The sequence below is a fragment of the Parabacteroides vesiculifaciens genome, assembly GCF_049860805.1.
GTDB lineage: Bacteria > Bacteroidota > Bacteroidia > Bacteroidales > Tannerellaceae > Parabacteroides.
The window spans coordinates 2,043,640-2,065,525 of record NZ_CP187555.1 but is presented as its reverse complement, the minus strand read 5'-3'; the positions used below and the strand labels follow the sequence as shown (position 1 = coordinate 2,065,525).

The 21,886-nt window shown below is 50.6% G+C and carries 18 protein-coding genes and 2 pseudogenes; 13 read left to right on the top strand and 7 right to left on the bottom strand.

The window, feature by feature from the left end:
- The first annotated feature begins 6 nt into the window (after positions 1 to 6).
- The 3 genes from ACPYIV_RS08450 to ACPYIV_RS08440 all read left to right on the top strand — a co-directional run bounded on the left by ACPYIV_RS08450 (position 7) and on the right by ACPYIV_RS08440 (position 4,112).
- Positions 7 to 2,373, top strand: coding sequence for an ABC transporter permease (locus ACPYIV_RS08450; protein ID WP_425886332.1), 2,367 nt, complete (start codon positions 7 to 9; stop codon positions 2,371 to 2,373).
- An 18-nt stretch (positions 2,374 to 2,391) separates the two neighbouring features.
- Entirely contained in the window at positions 2,392 to 3,072 is a 681-nt protein-coding gene (locus ACPYIV_RS08445; protein ID WP_293734138.1) for an ABC transporter ATP-binding protein, read from the top strand.
- 98 nt (positions 3,073 to 3,170) lie between these two features.
- Positions 3,171 to 4,112, top strand: a complete 942-nt coding sequence (locus ACPYIV_RS08440; protein WP_425886330.1) for a sugar phosphate isomerase/epimerase family protein — start codon at positions 3,171 to 3,173, stop codon at positions 4,110 to 4,112.
- 115 nt (positions 4,113 to 4,227) lie between these two features.
- Here ACPYIV_RS08440 and ACPYIV_RS08435 read toward each other — a convergent pair whose 3' ends face one another.
- Positions 4,228 to 4,656 carry an HIT family protein gene (locus tag ACPYIV_RS08435; protein ID WP_299363772.1) on the bottom strand — a complete coding sequence of 143 codons (429 nt, stop codon included), beginning with the start codon at positions 4,654 to 4,656 and terminating at the stop codon, positions 4,228 to 4,230.
- Between the two features lie 152 nt (positions 4,657 to 4,808).
- Here ACPYIV_RS08435 and ACPYIV_RS08430 point away from each other — a divergent pair, with 152 nt between their 5' ends.
- Complete coding sequence (locus ACPYIV_RS08430) at positions 4,809 to 6,080, top strand: hemolysin family protein (protein WP_293734135.1); 1,272 nt, start codon at positions 4,809 to 4,811, stop codon at positions 6,078 to 6,080.
- Positions 6,081 to 6,094: 14 nt separating this feature from the next.
- Here the strand turns inward: ACPYIV_RS08430 and ACPYIV_RS08425 are convergent, their stop codons facing one another.
- Positions 6,095 to 6,781, bottom strand: coding sequence for a potassium channel family protein (locus ACPYIV_RS08425; protein WP_425886329.1), 687 nt, complete (start codon positions 6,779 to 6,781; stop codon positions 6,095 to 6,097).
- Between the two features lie 15 nt (positions 6,782 to 6,796).
- Positions 6,797 to 8,617 (bottom strand): TrkH family potassium uptake protein, encoded by a 1,821-nt coding sequence (locus ACPYIV_RS08420; RefSeq protein ID WP_425886328.1) that lies wholly within the window; start codon positions 8,615 to 8,617, stop codon positions 6,797 to 6,799.
- 186 nt (positions 8,618 to 8,803) lie between these two features.
- Between ACPYIV_RS08420 and ACPYIV_RS08415 the strand changes: the two genes are divergently transcribed.
- The 7 genes from ACPYIV_RS08415 (at position 8,804) to ACPYIV_RS08385 (ending at position 16,790) form a co-directional block, all read left to right on the top strand.
- Complete coding sequence (locus ACPYIV_RS08415) at positions 8,804 to 9,544, top strand: NUDIX hydrolase (RefSeq protein WP_293734132.1); 741 nt, start codon at positions 8,804 to 8,806, stop codon at positions 9,542 to 9,544.
- A 9-nt stretch (positions 9,545 to 9,553) separates the two neighbouring features.
- Positions 9,554 to 11,041 (top strand): xylulokinase, encoded by a 1,488-nt coding sequence (locus tag ACPYIV_RS08410; RefSeq protein ID WP_425886327.1) that lies wholly within the window; start codon positions 9,554 to 9,556, stop codon positions 11,039 to 11,041.
- A 192-nt stretch (positions 11,042 to 11,233) separates the two neighbouring features.
- Positions 11,234 to 12,562 (top strand): xylose isomerase, encoded by a 1,329-nt coding sequence (gene xylA / locus ACPYIV_RS08405; protein ID WP_293734130.1) that lies wholly within the window; start codon positions 11,234 to 11,236, stop codon positions 12,560 to 12,562.
- 205 nt (positions 12,563 to 12,767) lie between these two features.
- Complete coding sequence (gene xylE, locus ACPYIV_RS08400) at positions 12,768 to 14,312, top strand: D-xylose transporter XylE (RefSeq protein WP_425886326.1); 1,545 nt, start codon at positions 12,768 to 12,770, stop codon at positions 14,310 to 14,312.
- A 36-nt stretch (positions 14,313 to 14,348) separates the two neighbouring features.
- Entirely contained in the window at positions 14,349 to 15,161 is an 813-nt protein-coding gene (mtgA, locus tag ACPYIV_RS08395) for a monofunctional biosynthetic peptidoglycan transglycosylase (protein ID WP_425886325.1), read from the top strand.
- A gap of 1 nt (position 15,162) precedes the next feature.
- Positions 15,163 to 15,831, top strand: coding sequence for a lipoyl(octanoyl) transferase LipB (lipB, locus tag ACPYIV_RS08390; protein WP_425886324.1), 669 nt, complete (start codon positions 15,163 to 15,165; stop codon positions 15,829 to 15,831).
- Complete coding sequence (locus ACPYIV_RS08385; RefSeq protein WP_293734126.1) at positions 15,828 to 16,790, top strand: tRNA-dihydrouridine synthase family protein; 963 nt, start codon at positions 15,828 to 15,830, stop codon at positions 16,788 to 16,790. The genes lipB and ACPYIV_RS08385 overlap by 4 nt, the downstream gene beginning before the upstream one ends.
- Here the strand turns inward: ACPYIV_RS08385 and ACPYIV_RS08380 are convergent.
- Complete coding sequence (locus ACPYIV_RS08380) at positions 16,760 to 17,521, bottom strand: exodeoxyribonuclease III (protein ID WP_293734125.1); 762 nt, start codon at positions 17,519 to 17,521, stop codon at positions 16,760 to 16,762. The genes ACPYIV_RS08385 and ACPYIV_RS08380 overlap by 31 nt on opposite strands.
- Before the next feature lie 443 nt (positions 17,522 to 17,964).
- Here ACPYIV_RS08380 and ACPYIV_RS08375 point away from each other — a divergent pair.
- Positions 17,965 to 18,302, top strand: a pseudogene (locus ACPYIV_RS08375) (Rpn family recombination-promoting nuclease/putative transposase); the annotation flags it as partial.
- A 179-nt stretch (positions 18,303 to 18,481) separates the two neighbouring features.
- Here the strand turns inward: ACPYIV_RS08375 and ACPYIV_RS08370 are convergent.
- From ACPYIV_RS08370 to ACPYIV_RS08360, 3 genes and pseudogenes are all read right to left on the bottom strand, one after another.
- A pseudogene (locus ACPYIV_RS08370) lies at positions 18,482 to 18,709 on the bottom strand (MarR family winged helix-turn-helix transcriptional regulator); the annotation flags it as partial.
- Between the two features lie 74 nt (positions 18,710 to 18,783).
- The gene (locus ACPYIV_RS08365; protein WP_299361441.1) at positions 18,784 to 19,173 is read right to left on the bottom strand and encodes a hypothetical protein; all 390 of its coding nucleotides are present in this window, start codon (positions 19,171 to 19,173) and stop codon (positions 18,784 to 18,786) included.
- 32 nt (positions 19,174 to 19,205) lie between these two features.
- On the bottom strand, positions 19,206 to 20,060 hold the full coding sequence (locus ACPYIV_RS08360; protein WP_293734941.1) for a peptidylprolyl isomerase: 855 nt from the start codon (positions 20,058 to 20,060) through the stop codon (positions 19,206 to 19,208).
- 111 nt (positions 20,061 to 20,171) lie between these two features.
- Between ACPYIV_RS08360 and ACPYIV_RS08355 the strand changes: the two genes are divergently transcribed.
- Complete coding sequence (locus ACPYIV_RS08355) at positions 20,172 to 21,848, top strand: putative transporter (RefSeq protein WP_293734942.1); 1,677 nt, start codon at positions 20,172 to 20,174, stop codon at positions 21,846 to 21,848.
- Positions 21,849 to 21,886 lie beyond the last annotated feature (38 nt).

Here is a 21,886-nt window from a genome sequence, read left to right as displayed (position 1 = left end):
ACAGATATGAAAACAATCTTACGAAACTTCTTAAGCGTGCTCCGCCGGTTCAAGACGGCCTCCATCCTGAACGTGTTGGGGCTGAGCATCGCATACGTCGCATTCATGCTCATCATGATGCAAGTGAATTACGACTACACGTTCGACCGCAGCCACCCCGGTGCGGATGCCATCTTCCGCATGGACCGTGTGAATGGCAACAGCTCGTGCGCCGTCAGCAGCCGCCCCTTGGCACGAGCGGTCGCCGAGTCTTCCCCGCACATCGAGTCTTCCTGCATCATGACGGCATGGACTAACCGCTATTTCTTCTATGTCGATCAAGACGGCGACCGCAAGAGCTACGACGAGACCCTTTGGTTAGCGACACCCGGCCTTCTGAAAGTCTTCAACTTCGATATGCTCGAAGGAGACTACGATGTTTTGGAGGAACCCAACGCTGTCGTTATCCCCGCGAGTTTAGCGAAGAAGATCTTCGGCAACCAACCTGCCGTCGGCAAGCAATTCATCTCGTCGAACGCCAATGCAGACCCGTTGGTCGTCAAAGGCATCTATAAAGACTTCCCCCGTAACTCCGCCTTAGGCAACTTAGTCTACGGCAGTATAAACCCGCAGGAGAACTTTGACAACTGGGGCAACAGTAACTACCTCGTTTTTATTCGCTTAGATGATCCGCAGAGCCTCGAAACCGTTGCCGCCAACTTCAAGGCCAACTTCGATGCCACGAAAATAACAGGCGAGGGCGGCGAGTGGGTCAAAGATATCGATCTCCGCTTCACCTCTCTGCCGGAGCTTCATTTTCTTGGTAACGTCGAGTTCGATCCTATGCCGAAGGCGAGCCGCCAAACGCTGCTTGTCCTCTTTTCGATCGCCTTTGTGATCCTGATTATTGCAGGCATCAACTTCACCAATTTCAGCACGGCCTTGACCCCGATGCGCATCAAGAGCATCAACACCCAAAAGGTGCTGGGCAGTTCCGACGCCCTCCTGCGCGGCAGCCTCCTGGCCGAAGCCGTCGCGGTCAGCGTCTTTGCCTACCTGCTGTCGCTCGTGCTGCTGTACCTGGCACAGAAGACATTCGTCTCCACGCTCGTCGACGCAGACATCTCGTTCGGCGCGCAGCCCGCTATCATCGGAGCAACGGCCCTCATCTCTGTCCTCACGGGTGTGTTGGCGGGCTTGTACCCGTCGTACTACATTACCTCATTCGCCCCCGCGCTGGTCTTGAAAGGCAGCTTCGGGCTGTCGCCCGCCGGACGCCATATGCGTAGCCTGCTCGTCGGCATCCAATTCGTAGCCTCATTCACTCTGATCATCGGATCACTCTTTATGTACCTGCAAAACTATTATATGCAGAACGCGCCCTTCGGTTACGACAAGGACGAGATGATCGTCATCACCCTGAACAACCCCATTAACCGGAACCGCGACGCCTTCACGAACCAGTTGAAGTCCTTCTCCGGCGTCGCTGACGTCACCTATTCGCAGTTCCTGTTGTCCAGCCAGGATCAGTATATGGGCTGGGGGCGCAAGTATAACGGTAAAGATATCGAGTTCCAATGCCTCCCCGTCTCGTCTTCATTCCTGGGGGTGATGGGCATCGAGATTAGCGAAGGGCGCGACTTCCGTCCCGAAGACGATCACAAGGAGACAGGCGCCTACATCTTCAACGAGAAAGCGAAAGCGATGTACGACATCAAACTCGGCGACCAGATCGACGGTTCGGAGATCATCGGCTTCATTCCCGATGTCAAGTTCGCCTCCTTCCGCCAGGAGGTAAGCCCGATGGCATTCTACCTCTGGGGCAAATACCAGTGGGGCGACGAAGGCAACTACTATAACACCGGCTATGTGAAGTTCAAGGCGGGCAGCGACCTCCGCGCCGGCATGCAGCACGTGCGCGAGTCGTTGAAGATGTTCGATCCTGAATTTCCCTTCGTCGTCCGATTCTACGACGAAGTTCTCCAATCGACCTACGAGAAAGAGTTGAAGATCAGTTCGCTGATCACGCTTTTCAGTCTTGTTGCCATTTTCATCTCCATCGTCGGCGTGTTCGGCCTGGTAGTGTTCGAGAGCGAGTACAGGCGCAAGGAGATCGCCGTGCGCAAGGTACTGGGTTCGACCACCGGCCAGATTCTGCGGATGTTCAACATCAGCTACTTCTGGATCTTGTCGGTCTGCTTCATCCTGGGTGCGCCCGTCGCCTGGTACTGTGTCTATAAATGGCTGGAGAACTTCGCCTACCGCACCCCGATGTACTGGTGGGTGCTCCCGCTCGCCTTTGCGATCGTAGGCGCGATCACGGCGCTGACGGTGACGTACCAGAACTGGCATGTAGCCAACGAAAATCCTGTAAATAACATAAAGTCAGAATAATTCAAAAACATTACGAGTATGATAAAGATCGAAGGTTTGAGTAAGTATTTCCGCACCGAAGAGGTGGAAACGATCGCATTGAACAATGTATCTTTGGAAGTGAAAGACGGCGAGTTTGTCGCCATCATGGGCCCCTCCGGCTGTGGCAAGTCCACGTTGCTGAATATATTGGGGCTGTTAGACAACCCCACGTCGGGTGACTACTACCTCGCCGACAAAGAGGTCGGCCACCTGAAAGAGAAGGAACGCACGCAGGTTCGCAAAGGCAACATCGGTTTCGTGTTCCAGAGCTTCAACCTGATCGATGAGTTGAACGTTTACGAGAACGTGGAGCTTCCGCTCACCTATCTCAAGGTGAAAGCCTCCGAACGCAAGCAGATGGTCGGCGACATCCTCAAACGCATGAATATCAGCCACCGCGCCAACCATTTCCCCCAACAGCTATCCGGCGGCCAGCAGCAGCGCGTAGCCATCGCCCGCGCCGTGGTATCGAACCCGAAGATCATTCTCGCCGATGAGCCTACCGGTAACCTCGACTCGAAGAACGGCGCCGAGGTAATGGAGCTTCTCACCGAGCTTAACCGTGAGGGGACGACCATTGTCATGGTGACCCATTCCAAGCATGACGCCAGCTTCGCCCACCGGATCATTAATCTCTTCGACGGCAGTATCGTGTCGTCTGTCAACGAGTTTATCTGACCTGTGCATCGGCAAATCTCGGTTTGCTTTTTTAGTCAAAAGATATCCGTCTTTTGAAATAAAAGCATACCTTTGATGCCATCTAAATTTAATAGACCATGATTAATAGAAGAAACTTTTTGAGAAATGCATCCCTCTTTACATTGGGTGGCCTGATGGCCGGCAAGGTAGGGAATGCCGTTGCAGCGCAGCCTGCAACACCGGACGCCGGCGAAGCGATGGCGGCCAAGAAAATCGGTTTGCAAATCTACTCCTTGGGTGGCGAGCTTTATAAGGACGTGCCGGGCGGAATGAAAAAACTGAAAAAGATGGGCTACCAGACGTTGGAACTTGCCGGTTACAAAAACGGCAAGATACACGATGTCGACATGATGGAATTCAAGAAGATGGCTGACGATGCCGGCTTGCAGATACTGAGCTCGCACGTCAACCCGCCCGTTGGCAAATATACGAAAGACAATATCGGCGAGATAAAGGAGTTCTGGAAGAAAACAGCCGACGACCATGCGAAGATGGGCGTCAAGTATCTCGTACAGCCGGGACAGCCCAGTACGCGCAGTGTGGAGGAAACGAAGTATGTGTGCGAAGTCTTCAACGAAGCCGGCAAGATCATCAAAGCGGCGGGCATACCTTTCGGTTACCACAACCATGATATGGAGTTCGCCAAAGTCCTTCCGGGCGGCAAGGAGATGAAGTTCGGGCGCCACAACAAGGGCGAAAAGGTGTACGACATCTTCCTTGCGAATACCGATCCTTCGCTGGTGTTCTTCGAAATGGACGTCTATTGGGCGGTCATGGGCCAACAGGATCCGGTGGAGTATATCTCTAAGTATGGCGACCGCATCAAAGTGCTGCATATCAAGGACCGCTATGTTTTAGGCGATTCGGGTATGATGAACTTCGAACAGATCTTCAAGCATTTCTATGCCAACGGCCACCGCGACTACTTCGTCGAAATGGAAGGGACCGACAGCGGCAAACAGTTTGAAGGGGTCAAGAAGAGCGCCAACTATCTATTGAAATCATCGTTCGTCAAATAAAAAAACAGACGCATATAACGTAGAAGACGCAGGAAAATGCCGGTCTTTCAGTGTTTTTAAACACGATAGACCGGCATTCTTCTGCGTCTTCTGCGTCCCGCTGGAAACAATCGGGTTACAGTACCTCTTGTATCTGCTCGACCAGTTTTTTATACCCTTCGTCGGAGAGGTAGACCTTATGTGGGTTCATGGCGAAAGTGTTGCCGAAGTCCTGAGTGCCTTCGTATTTGGGAACCAGATGGAAATGCAGGTGCGAGAGTGTGTCCGAGTAGGCTCCGTAGTTGATCTTCTGCGGGTTGAACACCTTTTGCATCGCGCGGGTTACCCGTACGACATCCCCCATGAAGGCGTTACGCTCTTCGTCGCTGAGCATATTCAAGTCATGCACATGGTCTTTGTAGGCAACCAGGCAACGGCCGTGGTAGGTTTGTTCTTTGAACAGGTATGCTGTAGATACCGTGAGGGGGGCGATCTCGACCATCAGATCGTCTAACGTTTGACTGTGCTGGCAATACAGGCAGTCTTTAGGATCACTTAGTTTCATATTGTATTTGTTTTCATGAATGATGTGGCTAAATTAACAATTTAAATAGATATTCTTATATATTAATTAGATTTATTTTCATTTTGCCTGTCACGGGCGTTCGAATAATTCATATCTTCGCCTCTCTAAATCAATCGCTGTGTAAATAGCTAATGGAAATACTTATTATCATCGGTCTTATCGTATTGAATGGCCTTCTTTCTATGTCTGAAATCGCTCTCGTCTCCGCACGTAAAGCGCGCCTCGAAGTAGAGGCGAAACGGGGTAACAAATCTGCTAAAACGGCTTTGAAGTTAGCTAACGAGCCGGACCGCTTCCTTTCGACGATCCAGATCGGGATCACGCTTATCGGTATCCTGACGGGTTTATATTCGGGCGAGGCTTTCGCCTCCGGCCTGGCCGAACACGTCCGCCATATCCCGCTGCTCGAACCATATGCGTTGGGTATCTCTAAAACCGCCATTGTCGTGGTCGTCACCTACCTGACGCTGATCATAGGAGAACTGGTTCCGAAGCGTATCGGTATGAGCTATGCCGAGCGGGTGTCGATGCTGGTCGCCAAGCCGATGAACCTGCTTTCGCTGGTCGCTTCGCCTTTCGTCTGGCTCTTGTCCAAGAGCACGGCCCTGACCGTCAGGCTGATCGGGACCGATGCCACTGAAGAAAACAAAGTAACGGAGGAGGAAATCAAGGCGATAGTCAAAGAGGGCTTTGATGTTGGCGAAGTGCAGGAGGTGGAGCAGGATATCGTCGAACGTGTGTTTAACCTGGGCGACCGGAATGTCGGCTCTATCATGACACACCGTAGCGATCTCGTCTGGCTGGACCTGACGGACAGTATCGAGCAGATTCGCGGGAAGGTGCAAGAGAACCTGTTCAACATCTATCCCGTTGCAGCCGGTAAGTTTGACGACATAAAGGGTGTGGTCTATCTGAAAGACCTGTTCGGGCGCATCGACGAACCGGGCTTCTCCCTGTCGCAGGTGATACGGCCGGCTGAGTTCATGCCCGAGAACCAGAGCGTCTATAACGCGCTCGAGCAGTTCAAGCAGGCACGGGTGAAATATGGTATCGTGACCGACGAGTTCGGTGGCATCCAGGGGATCGTCACCTTGAAGGACATCATGGAGGGCCTGATCGGACAAGTGCCCGACGTGGGCGAAGAGGCCGAGATCGTGCAGCGCGCCGATGGGTCGTGGCTGGTAGACGGGCAGTACAATTTTTATGACTTCCTCGAGTATTTCGATATGGAGGATCTATATGCCGAGCACGACTACAACACGCTCAGCGGCCTGATCCTGGAGATACTGGAACGGGTCCCGAAGACCGGCGAGAAACTGGAGTGGCTCGACTTCGGGTTCGAGATCGTCGATATGGACGGCGCCCGTATCGACAAAGTATTAGTGACCAGGAGGCCGCAGTAAATGATCGGCCGGCGTTATATCTCCGCCAGCTTCTGCAACACCTCCATCTTGCCGAAGAGGATAAGCAAGTCTCCCGCTTCGATCTTCAGGTCGTCGGTGATCTTGTTGATGACCGAGTATTGGGTTTGCTTCAACCCGATCAGGTTGCGTGCTGTATGCGGGCGTTCGATGCCGACCAAGCGTACCCCGAAGTTCTCTTCCAGGTCTATGGTCTGCAAAGTCTGGCCGGCAAAGGCGGCAGGGGCTTTTATTTTGTAGAGGTGGTGTGTGTCCGTCACCCGGTACCACTGCTTGAAGAGTTCGCCGAGCAAGGACTGCGAGGCGTACATACCTGCAAAGTCGTCTTCGGGGGTGATGATTTCCGCGACGCCGATCGAACGGATTACCGCTTCGTGGATCGGAGAAATCCCGCGTACGATCAGCTTGTTAACGTCGAGGTTCTTCAATAAGGCCACGGTCTGTATGGAGGTCCCGAAGTCTTTGCCGAAGGTGACGAAGATTGCATCCATTTCGCAGAGGGGGAGGGTATTCAGGGCGTCCTTGTCTGTCGTGTTGAGGCCGATCGCCCCGGAGATGGTGTGCTTTACGGCTTCTATCTTGTGCGGATTTATATCTACTCCGATCACTTCGTTGCCTATGTGTGTCAGGCTTTCGGCGATAGCGCGTCCCAGGTTGCCTAATCCGATTACTAAGTATTTCATATCATTTTCTTTATATTACATTAATATATTTTCTTGTGGGTAGGTGTAGTTCTTCTTTTGGTACACCCTGTAAAAGCTGATGAAGAAGGTCAGTATGCCGATGCGTCCGACCAGCATGGTGAAGATGATGACCAGCTTTCCCGTGACGCTCAGCAGCGGGCTAAAGTTTAGGCTTAATCCGACCGTGCTGAGTGCAGACACCACCTCGAAGGTCAGCGTGTAGACCGACACGCCTTTCTCGGTAACGGAGAGCAGCCAGACGGCCAGCCCCAGCCAACAAAAGTAAAAGACGATCGTTGCGAAAGCCCTGCGTATGGTTTCGGGCGATATTTCGCGTTTGCGTATCTCGACATTCTCTTTTCCGCGCGCGGCATTGTGTGCGGTCAGCAGGGCGACGCAGACGGTCGTGACTTTCAGTCCGCCGCCGGTCGACATGGGGGCGGCGCCTATTATCATCAGGATCAGTGTCAGCATGAGCGTCCCCTTGGTCAGCGTCGACATGTCGGCCACGCAGAACCCTGCCGTTCGCGGGGTGACGGCTCCTAAGAACGCATTGGCGAGCTGCCCCTTCACGGGCAGTCCGGCAAGCGTGTTGTCTATTTCCAGGAGGTAGTAGAAGAGGGTGCCGCCGGCAAGCAGCACTAATGTGCTGATCACCACGATATAGGTGTTGATGTTGATGATGCGGGGAGTATGGATGTAGTGCTTCTGCTGGCCGGTCGCGATCCTGAACGTATTGACGAGCAGATGCCGCAACAGTTTCAGGTAGTTGAAGACAATGGGGAAGCCCAGACCCCCAAAGACAATAAGCAGGGCGATCCACACGTGCAGGTTGTATTTGTGGGCAACTAAGGGGTCGTACATATTCCCGCTTAGGGTAGAGATTCCCGCGTTACAGAAGGCCGAGACGGCGTGAAACACGGCGTAGAACAACTCCTCCTGCGTACCGCCCGGTAACGCTCCCTTTATATCCAGGTAGATGAGGTAGGCGCCGACGCCTTCGATAAACAGCGTCACGAACAGGATGTTGAGGATTACCCGGAACAGGTCGCTCACCCGGTCTTCGTTCAGCATGTCTTTCAGTACGAGCTTGCTCGTGAAGGAGGAATGGCCCATGAAGGAAAGGGCGAAGAAGCTGGTGAAGGTCATAACGCCTATGCCGCCGATCTGGATGAGGAACATGATGATGATATGCCCGGTGTGCGTAAATGTCGTGGCCACGTCGACTGTCGTTAACCCGGTTACACAGACGGAGGTGGTCGAGATGAACAGGGCGTCCACAAAATGAATGCCATGGACTGTTGCGTTCGGCAGCATCAACAGCCCGGAGCCGATCAGGATGACGAACACAAAACTAAGCAGGAACAGCAACGACGGCTTGATATGGCTTTGCAGCAGCGTGAACGTCTGTCGCGACAGGTGGATAACGCTCAACAGCAGCAAAAGGAAATAAACGAACAGCGGTTCCGTCAGGAAACCGAGGTAGGGCAGCGATCGGCGGATGGCCTCTTTAAAGAATACCTTGCCCGACAGCACGGCAAAGAGGAAGAAGTAGATGCCGATGTCGAGATACAGCATCTTTTCCTGTATGATCTCCTTGAATTTAAGTATGTAACGCAACGAAATTCCGGTAAAGAATGCCAGCAGGAGGTACACCCGGCTCGCCTCAAGCATATAGGTGATGTGGGCCGAATACTTGAACCCGAACTGGTAGACCAGGATGAAGAGGGTGGCGAGCGAGGCAATAAGTATGATCCCTTCGGCTACCATATTCAGCAGGCCTTTCATATTGGCCCAGTATATACGGAGAGAGAACTGTAGATGTTTGATATCCATTGCGTGTCTTTTTATAAGAACAAATGTATTAAATAAATGTTAGAAGCATTCTCTCTTTTTTTTAGAGCGTGGTAATGTATGTTAAATAATGGGGTTTTGGCCTTTCTCGATAGATATTGTTCGGGTTACATTATGCTGCGTCTTGTTTTTATCTTATATTTGCCGGGAATCTTTATTGTAATAGTTATGGAAACACTGGAAAACAAGCATGATATGTTTTATCCGCACGTTTCGGTCGATTGTGTGTTGCTCGGGACAAACGATGATAAATTGTGCGTGTTGCTCGTCGAAAGGCAAGTGGCGGGTAGTAATGAGAAGCACTATAAATTGCCGGGAAGCCTGATTTATGAAAGTGAAGACTTAGACACGGCGGCTTATCGTGTACTGAACGAAGCGACAGGCCTCAAACGCGTTGCCCTAAAGCAGTTCCGCAGCTTCGGCTCTCCTGCCCGTACCAAGAATAAAGAGGATGTGCAATGGCTGGAAAATGCTTCCAAGATGAAGATCTCGCGGATCGTGACGGTCGCTTACCTGGCGTTGTGCAAGGTCGGAAAAAAGATGACGATGGGAGAAATGTCCGATACGCTTATCTGGGCACCCGTCAACGAGTTGCCCCATCTGCCTTTTGACCATCAGGAGATCGTCGAGGCGGCACTGGAGGAGATACGGCAGTGGGTGGATGCCGAACCGGGTATCGTTTTCGAATATCTTCCATTGAAGTTTACGGCCTATCAGTTGCGGCGCATCTTCGAGATCATCTATAACAAGGCGATAGATGTTCGTAATTTCCATAAGAAGATGACGGCTATGGAATATGTCGTGCAAACGGACGAGGTGGAAACGGGAGTTAGTCATCGGGCCGCCCGATATTACCGGTTTGACAAGGTGAAATACAACAAGTTGCATTCGAAGTTTAATAAGTTATAAAGATATACTATGTGTTTATTGGGTTGTGATATCGGAAGCTCTTCGGTGAAGGCTTCTATTGTTGATAAGGATACGGGGCTGACGCTTGCTTCCGATTTTTATCCGAAAGAAGAGGCGGCGATCAATGCCGTGCGTCCCGGATGGGCGGAGCAGAATCCGGATGACTGGTGGATGTATCTGAAAGAGGCGATAAAAGGCGCTATTGCGAAGGCGGGTATAAAGGGGACGGAGATAGAGGCCATTGGCATCTCTTACCAGATGCACGGGCTTGTATTGGTCGACAAGAAGATGCAGGTGCTGCGTCCCTCTATTATCTGGTGCGACAGCCGCGCGGTGATCTATGGCGAATACGCCTTCAAGGCGATCGGTGAAAAGCAATGCCTGGCGCATCTGCTGAATTCTCCCGGTAATTTCACGGCTTCCAAACTTGCATGGGTGAAGGAGTTCGAACCGCAGGTGTTCGAACAGGTGTATAAGTTTATGCTGCCCGGCGACTTTATCGCCATGCGCATGACGGGTGATATCGTGACGACCGTATCCGGTCTCTCGGAAGGGATTTTCTGGGACTTCCGGAATAACCGCGTTTCCGATGATCTGATGGACTATTTCGGCTTCAGCAGGGAATTGATACCGGATATCCGTCCTACGTTCGGAGTGCAAGGGGAGCTACTGGGTTCGGTGGCTTCGGAATTGGGCCTTAAGAAAGGTACGCCGGTTACCTACCGGGCGGGCGACCAGCCGAACAACGCGCTGTCGCTGAATGTTCTGAACCCGGGTGAGATCGCGGCTACAGGCGGTACGTCGGGGGTGGTGTACGGGGTGAACGGCAAGGTGAACTACGACACGCTGTCTCGCGTGAATACCTTTGCGCATGTGAACCATTCGGCTGACCAAACGCGCTTGGGGGTTCTGCTGTGCATCAACGGTGTGGGGATCCTCAATTCGTGGGTAAAGCGGAATGTGGCTCCGGAAGGCATAAACTATCCTGCCTTGAACGACTTGGCCGCCACTGTGCCTATCGGCTCGGAAGGCCTTTCCATCCTGCCTTTCGGCAACGGGGCGGAACGTATGTTGCAGAACAAGCAGGTGGATTGTTCCATCCACGGGTTAAACTTTAATATTCACAATAAAGCGCATATCGCCCGTGCCGCGCAGGAGGGGATCGTCTTCTCTTTCAAGTATGGTATGGATATCATGAATGAGATGGGGATTGATATCGAGGTGATCCGGGCGGGTAATGCCAACCTGTTCCTGAGTCCCATCTTCCGCGATGCACTGGCTGGCGTGACGGGTTCGGTGATCGAACTTTACGATACGAACGGGGCTGTCGGGGCCGCCAAAGGAGCGGGCATCGGCGTCGGTATCTATACATCGGCGGAAGAAGCGTTCGCTTCTCTCAAGAAGATCGATGTGATTGAACCGGATGGCTTGAAAGCGGACAAGTATTGCGGCGCTTTTGAGATTTGGAAGGAGCGATTGGGGAAGGTATTCTTATGACCCCCTTGCCATAACAGAGAAGCACGGGCGGATGTTCTTGCAAATGTAGTCTTGCGTTCTTATGAAGGTAGGCTTACTTATATAATATACATCTATAATATACATCCGGTAGTGTTCCTGCATAAAGCAAAGATGCTTCCATTACTAACAAAAGATAACGGAAATTGTATAATCAAAAAAAAACTTATTGTCATGAATTACTTTAAAGGTGAGAAAGAGTTCTTCCCGGGAATCGGGAAAATAGAGTTTGAAGGACGTGAATCGAAGAATCCGATGGCTTTTCATTACTATGACGAGAACAAGGTTGTCATGGGGAAGACCTTGAAGGACCATCTGCGTTTTGCGATGGCTTATTGGCATACGCTGTGTGCGGAAGGCGCCGACCAGTTCGGCGGTGGGACGAAGGCATTTCCCTGGAATACCGGGGCGGATCGTATTTCCCGTGCCAAGTATAAGATGGATGCTGCTTTTGAGTTTATGACGAAATGTAACATCCCGTACTATTGTTTCCATGATGTGGATGTGGTGGATGAAGCTCCGACACTGGCCGAATTTGAAAAAGACTTGCATACGATGGTCGAATATGCCAAGCAGCATCAGGAGGCAACCGGGAAAAAACTGTTGTGGTCTACCGCCAATGTGTTCAGCAATAAACGTTATATGAACGGGGCTGCCACAAATCCGTATTTCCCTGCTGTCGCTTGTGCGGGTACGCAGATTAAGAACGCTATTGACGCTTGTATTGCCCTGGGCGGCGAAAACTATGTGTTCTGGGGCGGTCGTGAAGGGTATATGAGCTTGTTGAACACCAATATGAAACGCGAAAAGGAACATCTCGCCATGATGTTGACGATGGCTCGCGATTATGCGCGTAAGAACGGCTTCAAAGGTACTTTCCTGGTAGAGCCTAAACCGATGGAACCGACCAAACATCAGTATGATGTGGACACAGAAACTGTTATCGGCTTCTTGCGTCATTACGGCCTTGACAAGGACTTTGCCATCAACATCGAAGTGAATCATGCTACATTGGCTGGACATACATTCGAACATGAGCTTCAGGCGGCTGCCGATGCCGGTATGCTGTGCAGCATCGACGCCAACCGCGGCGATTACCAGAATGGTTGGGACACGGATCAGTTCCCGGTCGACATCTACGAACTGACACAGGCGTGGCTGGTTATCCTCGAAGCGGGTGGCCTGACTACCGGTGGTACGAACTTCGACGCCAAGACGCGCCGCAACTCGACTGACTTGGACGATATCTTCCTGGCACACATCGGTGGTATGGATTCGTTTGCCCGTGCTTTGATGGCGGCTGCCGATATATTGGAACACTCCGATTACAAAAAGATGCGTGCCGAACGCTATGCCAGCTTCGATCAAGGCGACGGCAAGAAGTTCGAAGATGGTAAACTCCTTCTCGAAGACCTCCGCACCATCGCTCTTGCCTCCGGCGAACCGAAGCAAATCAGCGGGAAACAGGAATTGTATGAAATGATTATCAACCAGTACATTTAATAACATATAAATAATGATTTACCGGTATATTTAAGGTGTCGCCGTAGGGGTGGGTTCTAAACCCGCCCGATTGTAACAATGTGTATATTTGTCGATATCGGGCAGGTTTAGAACCTGCCCCTACAGAACGACAATCATTTCGGACAACAATGTCATTCCATGCTTTATACCTGTAAATCATTATTTATTTCTATGAATCTCTATCGTGAAAAACAACAACAACTACATCTTTGGCATCACCCTTGTGGCGACATTAGGGGGATTGCTATTCGGATATGATACAGCGGTGATTTCCGGGACGGTCGAGTCGCTGCGTAAATTCTTCATTGAACCTTTCGGGTTGCCCTTGGACCAGGCGAATGCACTGGAAGGCTTTGTTGTGAGCAGTGCCCTGATCGGTTGCATCCTGGGCGCCTCCTTTGCCGGCTGGATCAGCCAGCGGTACGGGCGGAAGCCTACGCTTGTGTTGGCAGCCATCCTGTTTCTGCTGTCGGCGGTAGGTTCGGCATGGCCGGAACTGTTTGTCGGGATGCCCGGCAGCGGCGACCATACTTATATGTATCTTTTTGTGTGCTACCGGATTGTCGGGGGGATAGGAGTCGGCTTGGCTTCGATGGTTTCTCCGATGTATATTGCCGAGATGGCGCCGGCGGATAAACGGGGAAACTTAGTGTCGTGGAATCAGTTTGCGATTATTTTTGGTATGCTGGTCGTCTACTTTGTGAATTACAGCATAGCATTGCAGGGGGATGCCGCCTGGCTACACGCGACCGGCTGGCGCTGGATGTTTGCATCCGAGATTATTCCCGCCCAACTCTTCCTGTCTCTCTTGATGTTTGTGCCCGAGACGCCCCGCTACCTGGTGATGCGTGACAAAACGGATAAGGCGCTGTCTGTCCTGGATCGTCTGATGGGAAAAGAGAAGGCTGTACCTGAACTGGAGGAGATAAAAGAGAGTTTCAGGAGGCAGGAGCCTTCCATGCGTCCTTATTTCCTGTTTATTGGGATGTGGCTGGTGCTGTTTTTGCTTTTGTACGGGGCTTTAGAGCTGGCCGGAAGTACGAGTGCTTTGGAGATCTCCCTGATCGGGAGCTTTTTTGTTTCTTTGGTATTCCCGGTCCGCTCGTTCGGTGTGTTGATTATCTTTGTCGGAGTCATGTTGTCCGGTTTCCAGCAGTTTGTCGGGATCAATGTCGTGCTCTATTATGCGCCGGAGATCTTTAAGACGATGGGGGCAGCCACCGATGCTGCCTTGTTGCAGCAGATCGTGGTGGGGGCTGTGAACCTCTCCTTCACTGTGCTGGCTATCTTTACGGTCGACCGCTTCGGTCGCCGCCCGCTGATGATTATCGGGGCATTGGTTATGGCTGTATCGATGATGATCCTGGGAACGACGTTCTATATGCACTCTGTCGGTGTCGGTTCATTAGTGTGTATGCTGGTGTACACGGCAGGCTTTGCGATGTCATGGGGACCGGTCTGCTGGGTATTGCTGGCCGAGATTTTCCCGAATACAATCCGTTCTACGGTGATGAGTATAGCCGTTGCCGGACAGTGGATAGCCAATTTCCTTGTCTCCTGGACCTTCCCGATGCTCGATAAGAACCAGTATCTGACCGATACGTTCAACCATGGCATGGCCTACTGGATCTATGGGGTTATGGGAGTTCTGGCTGCACTGTTTATCTGGAAGTTCGTCCCCGAGACAAAGGGTAAGACACTCGAACAGATGGAACAATATTGGAAATAAATCCGTAAGTTTGCCGTTCGAAAAAGACAAGAATCGATGCGCATACTGAAGAAGATATTGATAGGAAGCCGGAACTTGTTGCTGTTCCTGTTTGTTTCCAGCTTGTTGGCTGTGGTGGCATATAAGTTCGTCCCTGTTTATTATACTCCTCTGATGTTCATCAGGATGTATGAGCAGTTTCAGGACGGAAAGCCCTCTAAGCTGGAGCACAAATGGGTGCCGTTGAAGGAGATCTCCCAGCCGTTGGCACAGGCGGTCGTGGCCTCCGAAGATAACCTCTTTCTCGACCATCACGGTTTCGATATGACGCAGATACAGAAAGCCCGTGCCGATGCCGAAAAAGGTAAACGGGTACGCGGGGCAAGCACCATCTCGCAACAGACCGCCAAGAATGTTTTCCTCTGGCCCGGAAAGACCTATCTGCGTAAAGGCATCGAGGCCTACTTCACCGTCCTGATCGAATGGATCTGGGGAAAAGAGCGCATTATGGAAGTCTATCTGAACTCGATCGAGATGGGAGACGGCATCTATGGCGCCGAAGCTGTCGCACAGGCCCATTTCAAGAAGTCTGCCTATAAACTGACGAAGGCGGAAGCGGCCCTGATCGCCGCGACCTTGCCGAATCCCCGCAAGTTCAATTCGGCGAAACCTTCCCCCTATATGCTGAAACGGCAGGCGAAGATCATGTCGCTGATGGGCAAATTGCTTAAGATCGAAATGGGGCATGACAGCGGCGATCCTGATCCCGGAACGGGTAGCAAGAAAACGCGCAAACGGAAGAAGCTCCGGGCTGATGCCGGTGTGCCGGCCCGTCTGGAAGAAAAGAATATTCACACAAGAACGAAATAATATGAGTCATTTTACATACCACGATCTCGGACGTATCGAGTATGAAGCAGCGCTGGAACGCCAAACGGCTGCTTTCAACGCCCTCTTGGAAGCGAAAGCACAAGGTGCCACCGGTGAAAGCCGGTTGTTCTTCTGTGAGCATCAGCCGGTACTCACGATCGGGAAAAGCGGCAAGGATACCAACTTGCTGATCCCCGAAGAATTGCTTGTCCGGCGGGGTATCTCTTTCTTTCACGTCAATCGGGGAGGGGATATCACCTATCACGGTCCCGGACAGATCACCGGATATCCAGTCTTCGATCTCGACGCCTGGAAGTTGGGGCTCAAGCAATATATCTACAAGCTGGAAGAGACGATCATCCGCTTTTTGGCTCTCTATGGCATCAAAGGGGAGCGTCTCGCAGGAGCGACGGGTGTATGGATCGATCCTGATGTACCGGGGAAAGCCCGGAAGATTTGTGCGATCGGTGTGAAGAGTAGCCGCTTTGTGACCATGCACGGCTTTGCTTTGAATATAAATACAGACCTGGATTACTTCTCCCTGATCAATCCTTGCGGTTTTAAAGATAAAGGCGTTACCTCTCTACAGAAGGAATTAGGGGCGGAGCAGAATTTCGAAACGGCCAAAGCTCGTCTTTACTCACTCTTTGTCGAAATGTTTCCAGGATGATGGAACCCTACGCTATTCATTTCGCCCCTTTGCAGGGCTATACCGATTCGGTTTACAGGGAAGCGCATGCGCAGGTTTTCGGGGGAGTCGAAACCTATTACACTCCGTTTGTCCGCATCGAGAAGGGTGGTTTCCGGAATAAAGAACTGCGGGATATTGCCCCGGATGAGAATACATTCGCTTTGCCGGTTCCGCAGATGATCGCATCGTCTCCTGAAGAATTCCGGAGGATTGCCGGTTTGTTTCGTGAGTCGGGTTATCGCCGCGCCGATATAAATATGGGTTGCCCTTTTCCTATGCAGGTGCGGCAGCATCGGGGAGCCGGTATTTTGCCTTATCCGGATGAGGTGAAAGCACTGTTGGAAACGATTTTCGAATTTCCGGAAATACAGTTCTCGGTTAAAATGCGGTTAGGCTGGGAGTCGCCGGATGAAGCACTCGAACTACTCCCTTTCCTGAACGGGCTGCCGCTTTCGCATCTCACGCTACATCCGAGGATTGGGATGCAACAGTATAAAGGAGAGACGGACAAAGACGGTTTGTCCCGATTTTACGGGCAGTGCACACTTCCGTTGTTTTATAATGGCGATATCCGGACTTTAGCGGATATACACGCATTGACCGGACGCTTTCCCTGTTTGCGGGGCGTTATGCTTGGACGCGGCTTGCTGTCTTCGCCTTGGTTGGCGGCGGAATATAGGTCCGGCAACCTCTTTACCGCAGAAGAGAAGAGAGAAAAGTTGTTCGCCTTCCACGCCCTGTTAGTCGAAAAATATTCTTCGCGTTTGGAGGGAGGCGAACACCAGATACTTGATAAGATGAAAACCTTGTGGGACTATCTGTTGCCGGATGCTGAAAAGCGGTTACGGAAAAAAGTCCTGAAAAGTTCGCGTTTGGGGGATTACCAGGAAGCGGTAAAGAATTTGATTTACGACACTTCTATCACCGCCGGGCAATGATCCGAATGGACGGCCTCATTCAATATATATGCTTTTTCGACCTGTGCCTTAACCGGTTCGCTGACCATGCAATAGTCGATACGCCAGCCCTTGTTTTTGGCACGGGCGCTGAACCGGTAGCTCCACCAGGTATATTCCTGCTTGTCCGGGTTGAGCATGCGGAAGGTGTCGATATAGCCGGCATTCAGGAAACGCGTCATCCATTCCCGTTCCTCCGGCAGGAAGCCGCTATTCGTTGCGTTGCGTACCGGATCATGGATGTCTATCGGCTCGTGGCAGATATTGTAATCCCCGCATAAGATCAATTTCGGACGTGACTTTTGCAACTCCACCACATAGTTCTGGAAATCTTCCAGCCATTCCATCTTGAAATCCTGCCGCTCGTCACCACTTGTTCCTGAAGGATGATAAACACTGACTACGGACAAGTCTCCGAAATCGGCCCGGATGAATCGGCCTTCCTGGTCGTACTTCTCGATCCCCATGCCGTATTCCACATGGTCCGGTTCGCGGCGGCTCAGGATCGCAACCCCGCTGTAACCTTTCTTTTGTGCACTGAAAAGCCAGGCTTTGTAGCCGAGTGCTTCGAATGCTTCGGCAGGATATTGATCCGGTTGTAACTTCGTTTCCTGCAGGCAGAGCACATCAGGCAGTTCCTGTGCGAGCCATTCGGAAAGTCCCTTTCCTACGGCGGCACGCAGGCCGTTTACGTTGTATGTGATAATCTTCATGTCTATGGATTAATAAATGATAAGACAAATATAATATATAATTCGTAATCTGATGTTTAGTCAGGGCGACCGCACCAAATTCATTTTTAAGCAATACGATCTTATGGACTACATAATATAAGGAATAATCTATCCCCGCTACAAGAAAACTTATCTACATAGGCATAAAAAACATCGGAGTGCCTGTTAATTCTGTAATCAGTGCCAGTGATTATAAAATCAGTGCCAGCAATTATATAATCACAACCACTGATTATAAAATCACTGACACCGATTACAGAATTAGCAGGCACTTAAGAAAGAATTATTCGGGACAAAAACGGGTTTTTCTCTCCATAGAAATAAAAAATTGTTACTGCTGGATTTGGTGCGGTTGCCCTAATGTTTAGTTGCAACCGGAAAATGCCTATCTTTTCCTATCAATAAAATGAAACCGTTTAACTATGAAGTGTTTAGATCCAAAAGCCGATTTGACCTTAAAAAAAGTTTTCGGCGAATATCCCGACTTTGTAAAGAGTTTTCTGAACGCGCTCCTTCCGCTTTCCCAAGAGGAAGAGATTACCTCTATCGAATATCTGCCGGCAGAACTGGTACCCGAAAATCCACTCCGTAAAAACAAGTCGATGTCCGTTGCAAAGACCTGCAAGGCCGTCAGTTCCTGGTCGAAATGCAGATGATCTGGCCTCCTGAATTTCGCCAACGTGTATTGTTCAATGCATCCAAGGCTTATGTCCGTCAGGTGAAGACGGGTGAAGAATATGAATTGCTTCAGCCTGTCTATTTCCACTGATGCGATAATAAAAACTACCGGCCTAACTGTTGAAGAGATGGATGCTCTTTAAATGGGGAAGGTCTTATTTATTGTTATTTTTTTAATGAAAAGATATTTATATATTGTAACGGTTAATGACAATTCCGTACCCAGCCGGAACAGATCATCGAGGGTAAGAGGATAGAGGATAAGCCTGCTGCGACAGATGCGCGGCAGGCTTTGTCTTTAGCTGTCTGTTCCGCCAGATATTGCTGGCTTACTCCGGGGTTCTTCCATAGGCGGTGCATTACTTGGAGCATTTCGAATGTCATGTCGACATTGTTGGACTTTAATACTCTTTGTATGGTCTGGCGAAAGGTCATTCGCGATTTCAGGATTTGGAGTATTAATTCGTGTGCTGCTTCGTTATTTGCCATTGCTGTTTGCTTGCTTTTACGGCACAAAAGTAGGAAATATTCCTGAAATATTGGTTAAATATTTAACTGTTTGTTTACTGAATGCGTCGTTCCAATTCGTCCAGCATATTCACGCGTTCCAATGAGAATGTTTTGTCGTGCGTTTGGATATATTCCAGAAGTACCTTGGCTTTTTGTAACATGGCTTGCTCTTTGTCGGGGTAGAAGTAGCTTTCTTCGATCAGCGTCTTGACTGCTATCTCGAGGCGGAGGAGTCCGCCGTTGTCGTCACTGTCGAGGCGGCGGATAAGCTCTTCGGGGGGGACCGTCATAAGGGTTGGGCGGTCCAATTTGAGAGAGCTGTACACGGTTTGGATCAGCTCCGGGGTATGACGGGCTGCATTCGTGTTGCGGTTCATAATGATCTGAAGGACTATTTTGGCAAGTTCTTCGATCTGTATCATGATGAAGTCTCGTTTGAGCATGGTTGGGGTATTGATAATTGAAAATTAATGGTTTACTCTCCACTGTCCACAGTCACTTTAAGGATGCGGATATCCTTTTTGGGACGATCGTATGTATCGCGGGGTTGTCCGGCTATGGCATCGAGTACGTCGAACCCTTCGATGAGTTCTCCATAGACGGTGTAGTTGCCGTCTAAATGGTGGCAACCGCCTTCAGTGGTGTAGGCTTTCCGTTGCTCTTTAGTGAACAGCAGGTGTCCGGGTGTGGCACGTACTACCGAGTCTACCTGGGCATTGATTTTACGCAGGCGCTTTTGGTATTCACGTTTGTTGCTGACCTTTTGCATACGCAGTTCGGCTCGGACGGGATAGAAGAACTTTTCCATAGCTTTTTCTTTGATGTCCTGGTTGGCGATCATTTCCAGCGTGTCCAGCTCCCCGTTGGTGTAGACTTTTCCTTGTACGATATAGAATTGCGACATATCCGACTTCTTTTGCGGGTTGATGTCGTCGTTCTGGCGGGGAGCAGCCAGCGCACCCCGTTTGTTGAAGCGATGGGGCCGCATTTCCGGCATGATCTCCGAGTTCCGGTCTCCGAAACCGCAACGGGCGCCGGCAGGAGCGTTGCGCGAATCGGGAGCGCCGCCCTGTATCATAAATTCAGGAAGCACGCGGGTGAACAGTGTCCCGTCGTATTCGCCCCGTTTGGCGCGTTCTATAAAGGTACGGACGTGGTTGGGGACGTCGTCATACAGTTTTGCTTTCAGGATTCCGGCACTCGTATTGATGGTGACTATTTTCGCAGGAACCTGTTCCGATGCGGATGTTACGCTGTCTGCATCGCTTTGTCCGAAGGCTGGCGTGAGGCAGGCCAGCAAGCCCAATAAGATATAATAGCTCTTTTTCATTATTTAAATTATTTGGAGGGTAAAGATAGTATTTATGTTGTTAAACACAAAGTAAATGTCTACCTTTGCAGACTTTAAGGCAAATTTAAGATTATAACTACACGTATTATTATGAGTTGGATTAATGATTTGTTATGGGGCGAGGGCATCGGCCACTCCATACTTCTGCTTTCCTTTGTGATCGCTGCGGGCATACAATTAGGTAAGATTAAGATCTTCGGCGTATCTTTGGGAATTACTCTTGTGTTGTTTGTGGGGATCATTTTAGGGCATTTCGGTTTTACGATCAACCACAATGTGATTCACTTTTTTAAAGAGTTCGGATTGATACTTTTTGTCTACTCTGTGGGTATGCAGGTCGGGCCGGGTTTCTTCTCTTCTTTCAAGCAGGGAGGAATTACGTTGAATATGCTGGCGTGCGGAATCGTGTTCCTGGGGGTCGTGACGGCTGTCATTCTGCACTATGTGACCGGTATCCCGATGCCTACGATGGTCGGTATTTTGTCGGGTGCGGTAACGAATACACCGGGGTTGGGTGCTGCACAGCAGGCGTTTTCAGATATGCACGGAGTGTCCGACAATACGATTGCTTTGGGATATGCCGTTGCTTATCCGTTAGGTGTGATCGGTATAATCCTGTCCATTATCCTGATTAAGTATATTTTCCGTGTAAGTTTCGAAAAGGAGAACGAACAGTTGAACAGCGAAGATTCTTCGCATACCAATGAGGCTAAGCCGGTTTCGCTGGTCGTGAAGAACCCGGCTATCTTCGATAAGACGGTTGCCGAATTGTCGAACCTGTTGGAGCATCGTGATTTCGTTATTTCACGTGTTTGGCGCGACAGCAACAAACAGATCGAAATCGCTTCGGCCAATACGGTGTTGCAGGAAAACGACAAGGTCTTTGTCATCACGACCGAGACGGATGCAGAGACGATCAAGACTTTTATCGGGGAAGAGATCGATATGGAACGTAAACAGTGGATCCGTATGGAGAGTCAGTTTATCAACCGCCGTATCCTGATCACTAAGCCGGAACTGAACGGTAAGCAGCTGGGACAGCTGAAACTGCGTAAGCTATATGGTATCAACATCACCCGTATCAACCGTGCCGGCGTCGATCTGGTTGCCAAACCGGGATTGACCTTGCAGGTCGGCGACCGTGTGAACGTAGTCGGTACCGAAACGGCGGTTTCCAATGTGGAAAAGGTTTTGGGTAACTCGATGAAGCGCCTGAACGAACCGAATCTGATCACGATCTTCGTTGGTATAGCATTAGGTATCGTGCTGGGTAGTATTCCTATTACGTTCCCGGGTATTCCGCAACCGGTCAAGTTAGGCCTGGCAGGTGGTCCGTTGGTTGTGGCTATTCTGATCAGCCGTTTCGGTTACCGGTATAAATTGATTACTTACACGACACAAAGTGCAAACCTGATGTTGCGTGAGATCGGTATTACGCTTTTCCTCGCTTGCGTGGGGATCAGTGCCGGTGACGGTTTTGTCGATACGATTGTGAATAACGGTGGTTTTGCCTGGATCGGCTACGGCTTCATCATCACGTTTGTGCCGTTGATGATCATCGGTTGCATCGGCCGTTATTTCTGTAAGGTCAACTACTTCACGCTTATGGGGCTTATAGCCGGTAGTACGACCGACCCGCCTGCATTGGCTTATTCGAATGCGACAGCCGGAAACGATGCTCCGTCGGTAGGATATGCAACTGTCTATCCGTTGACCATGTTTCTTCGGGTATTGACGGCACAGCTGTTGATCCTGTTTTTCGCATAACCATATAATGATTATAGAAACGGGGGCTTGCATTTTCA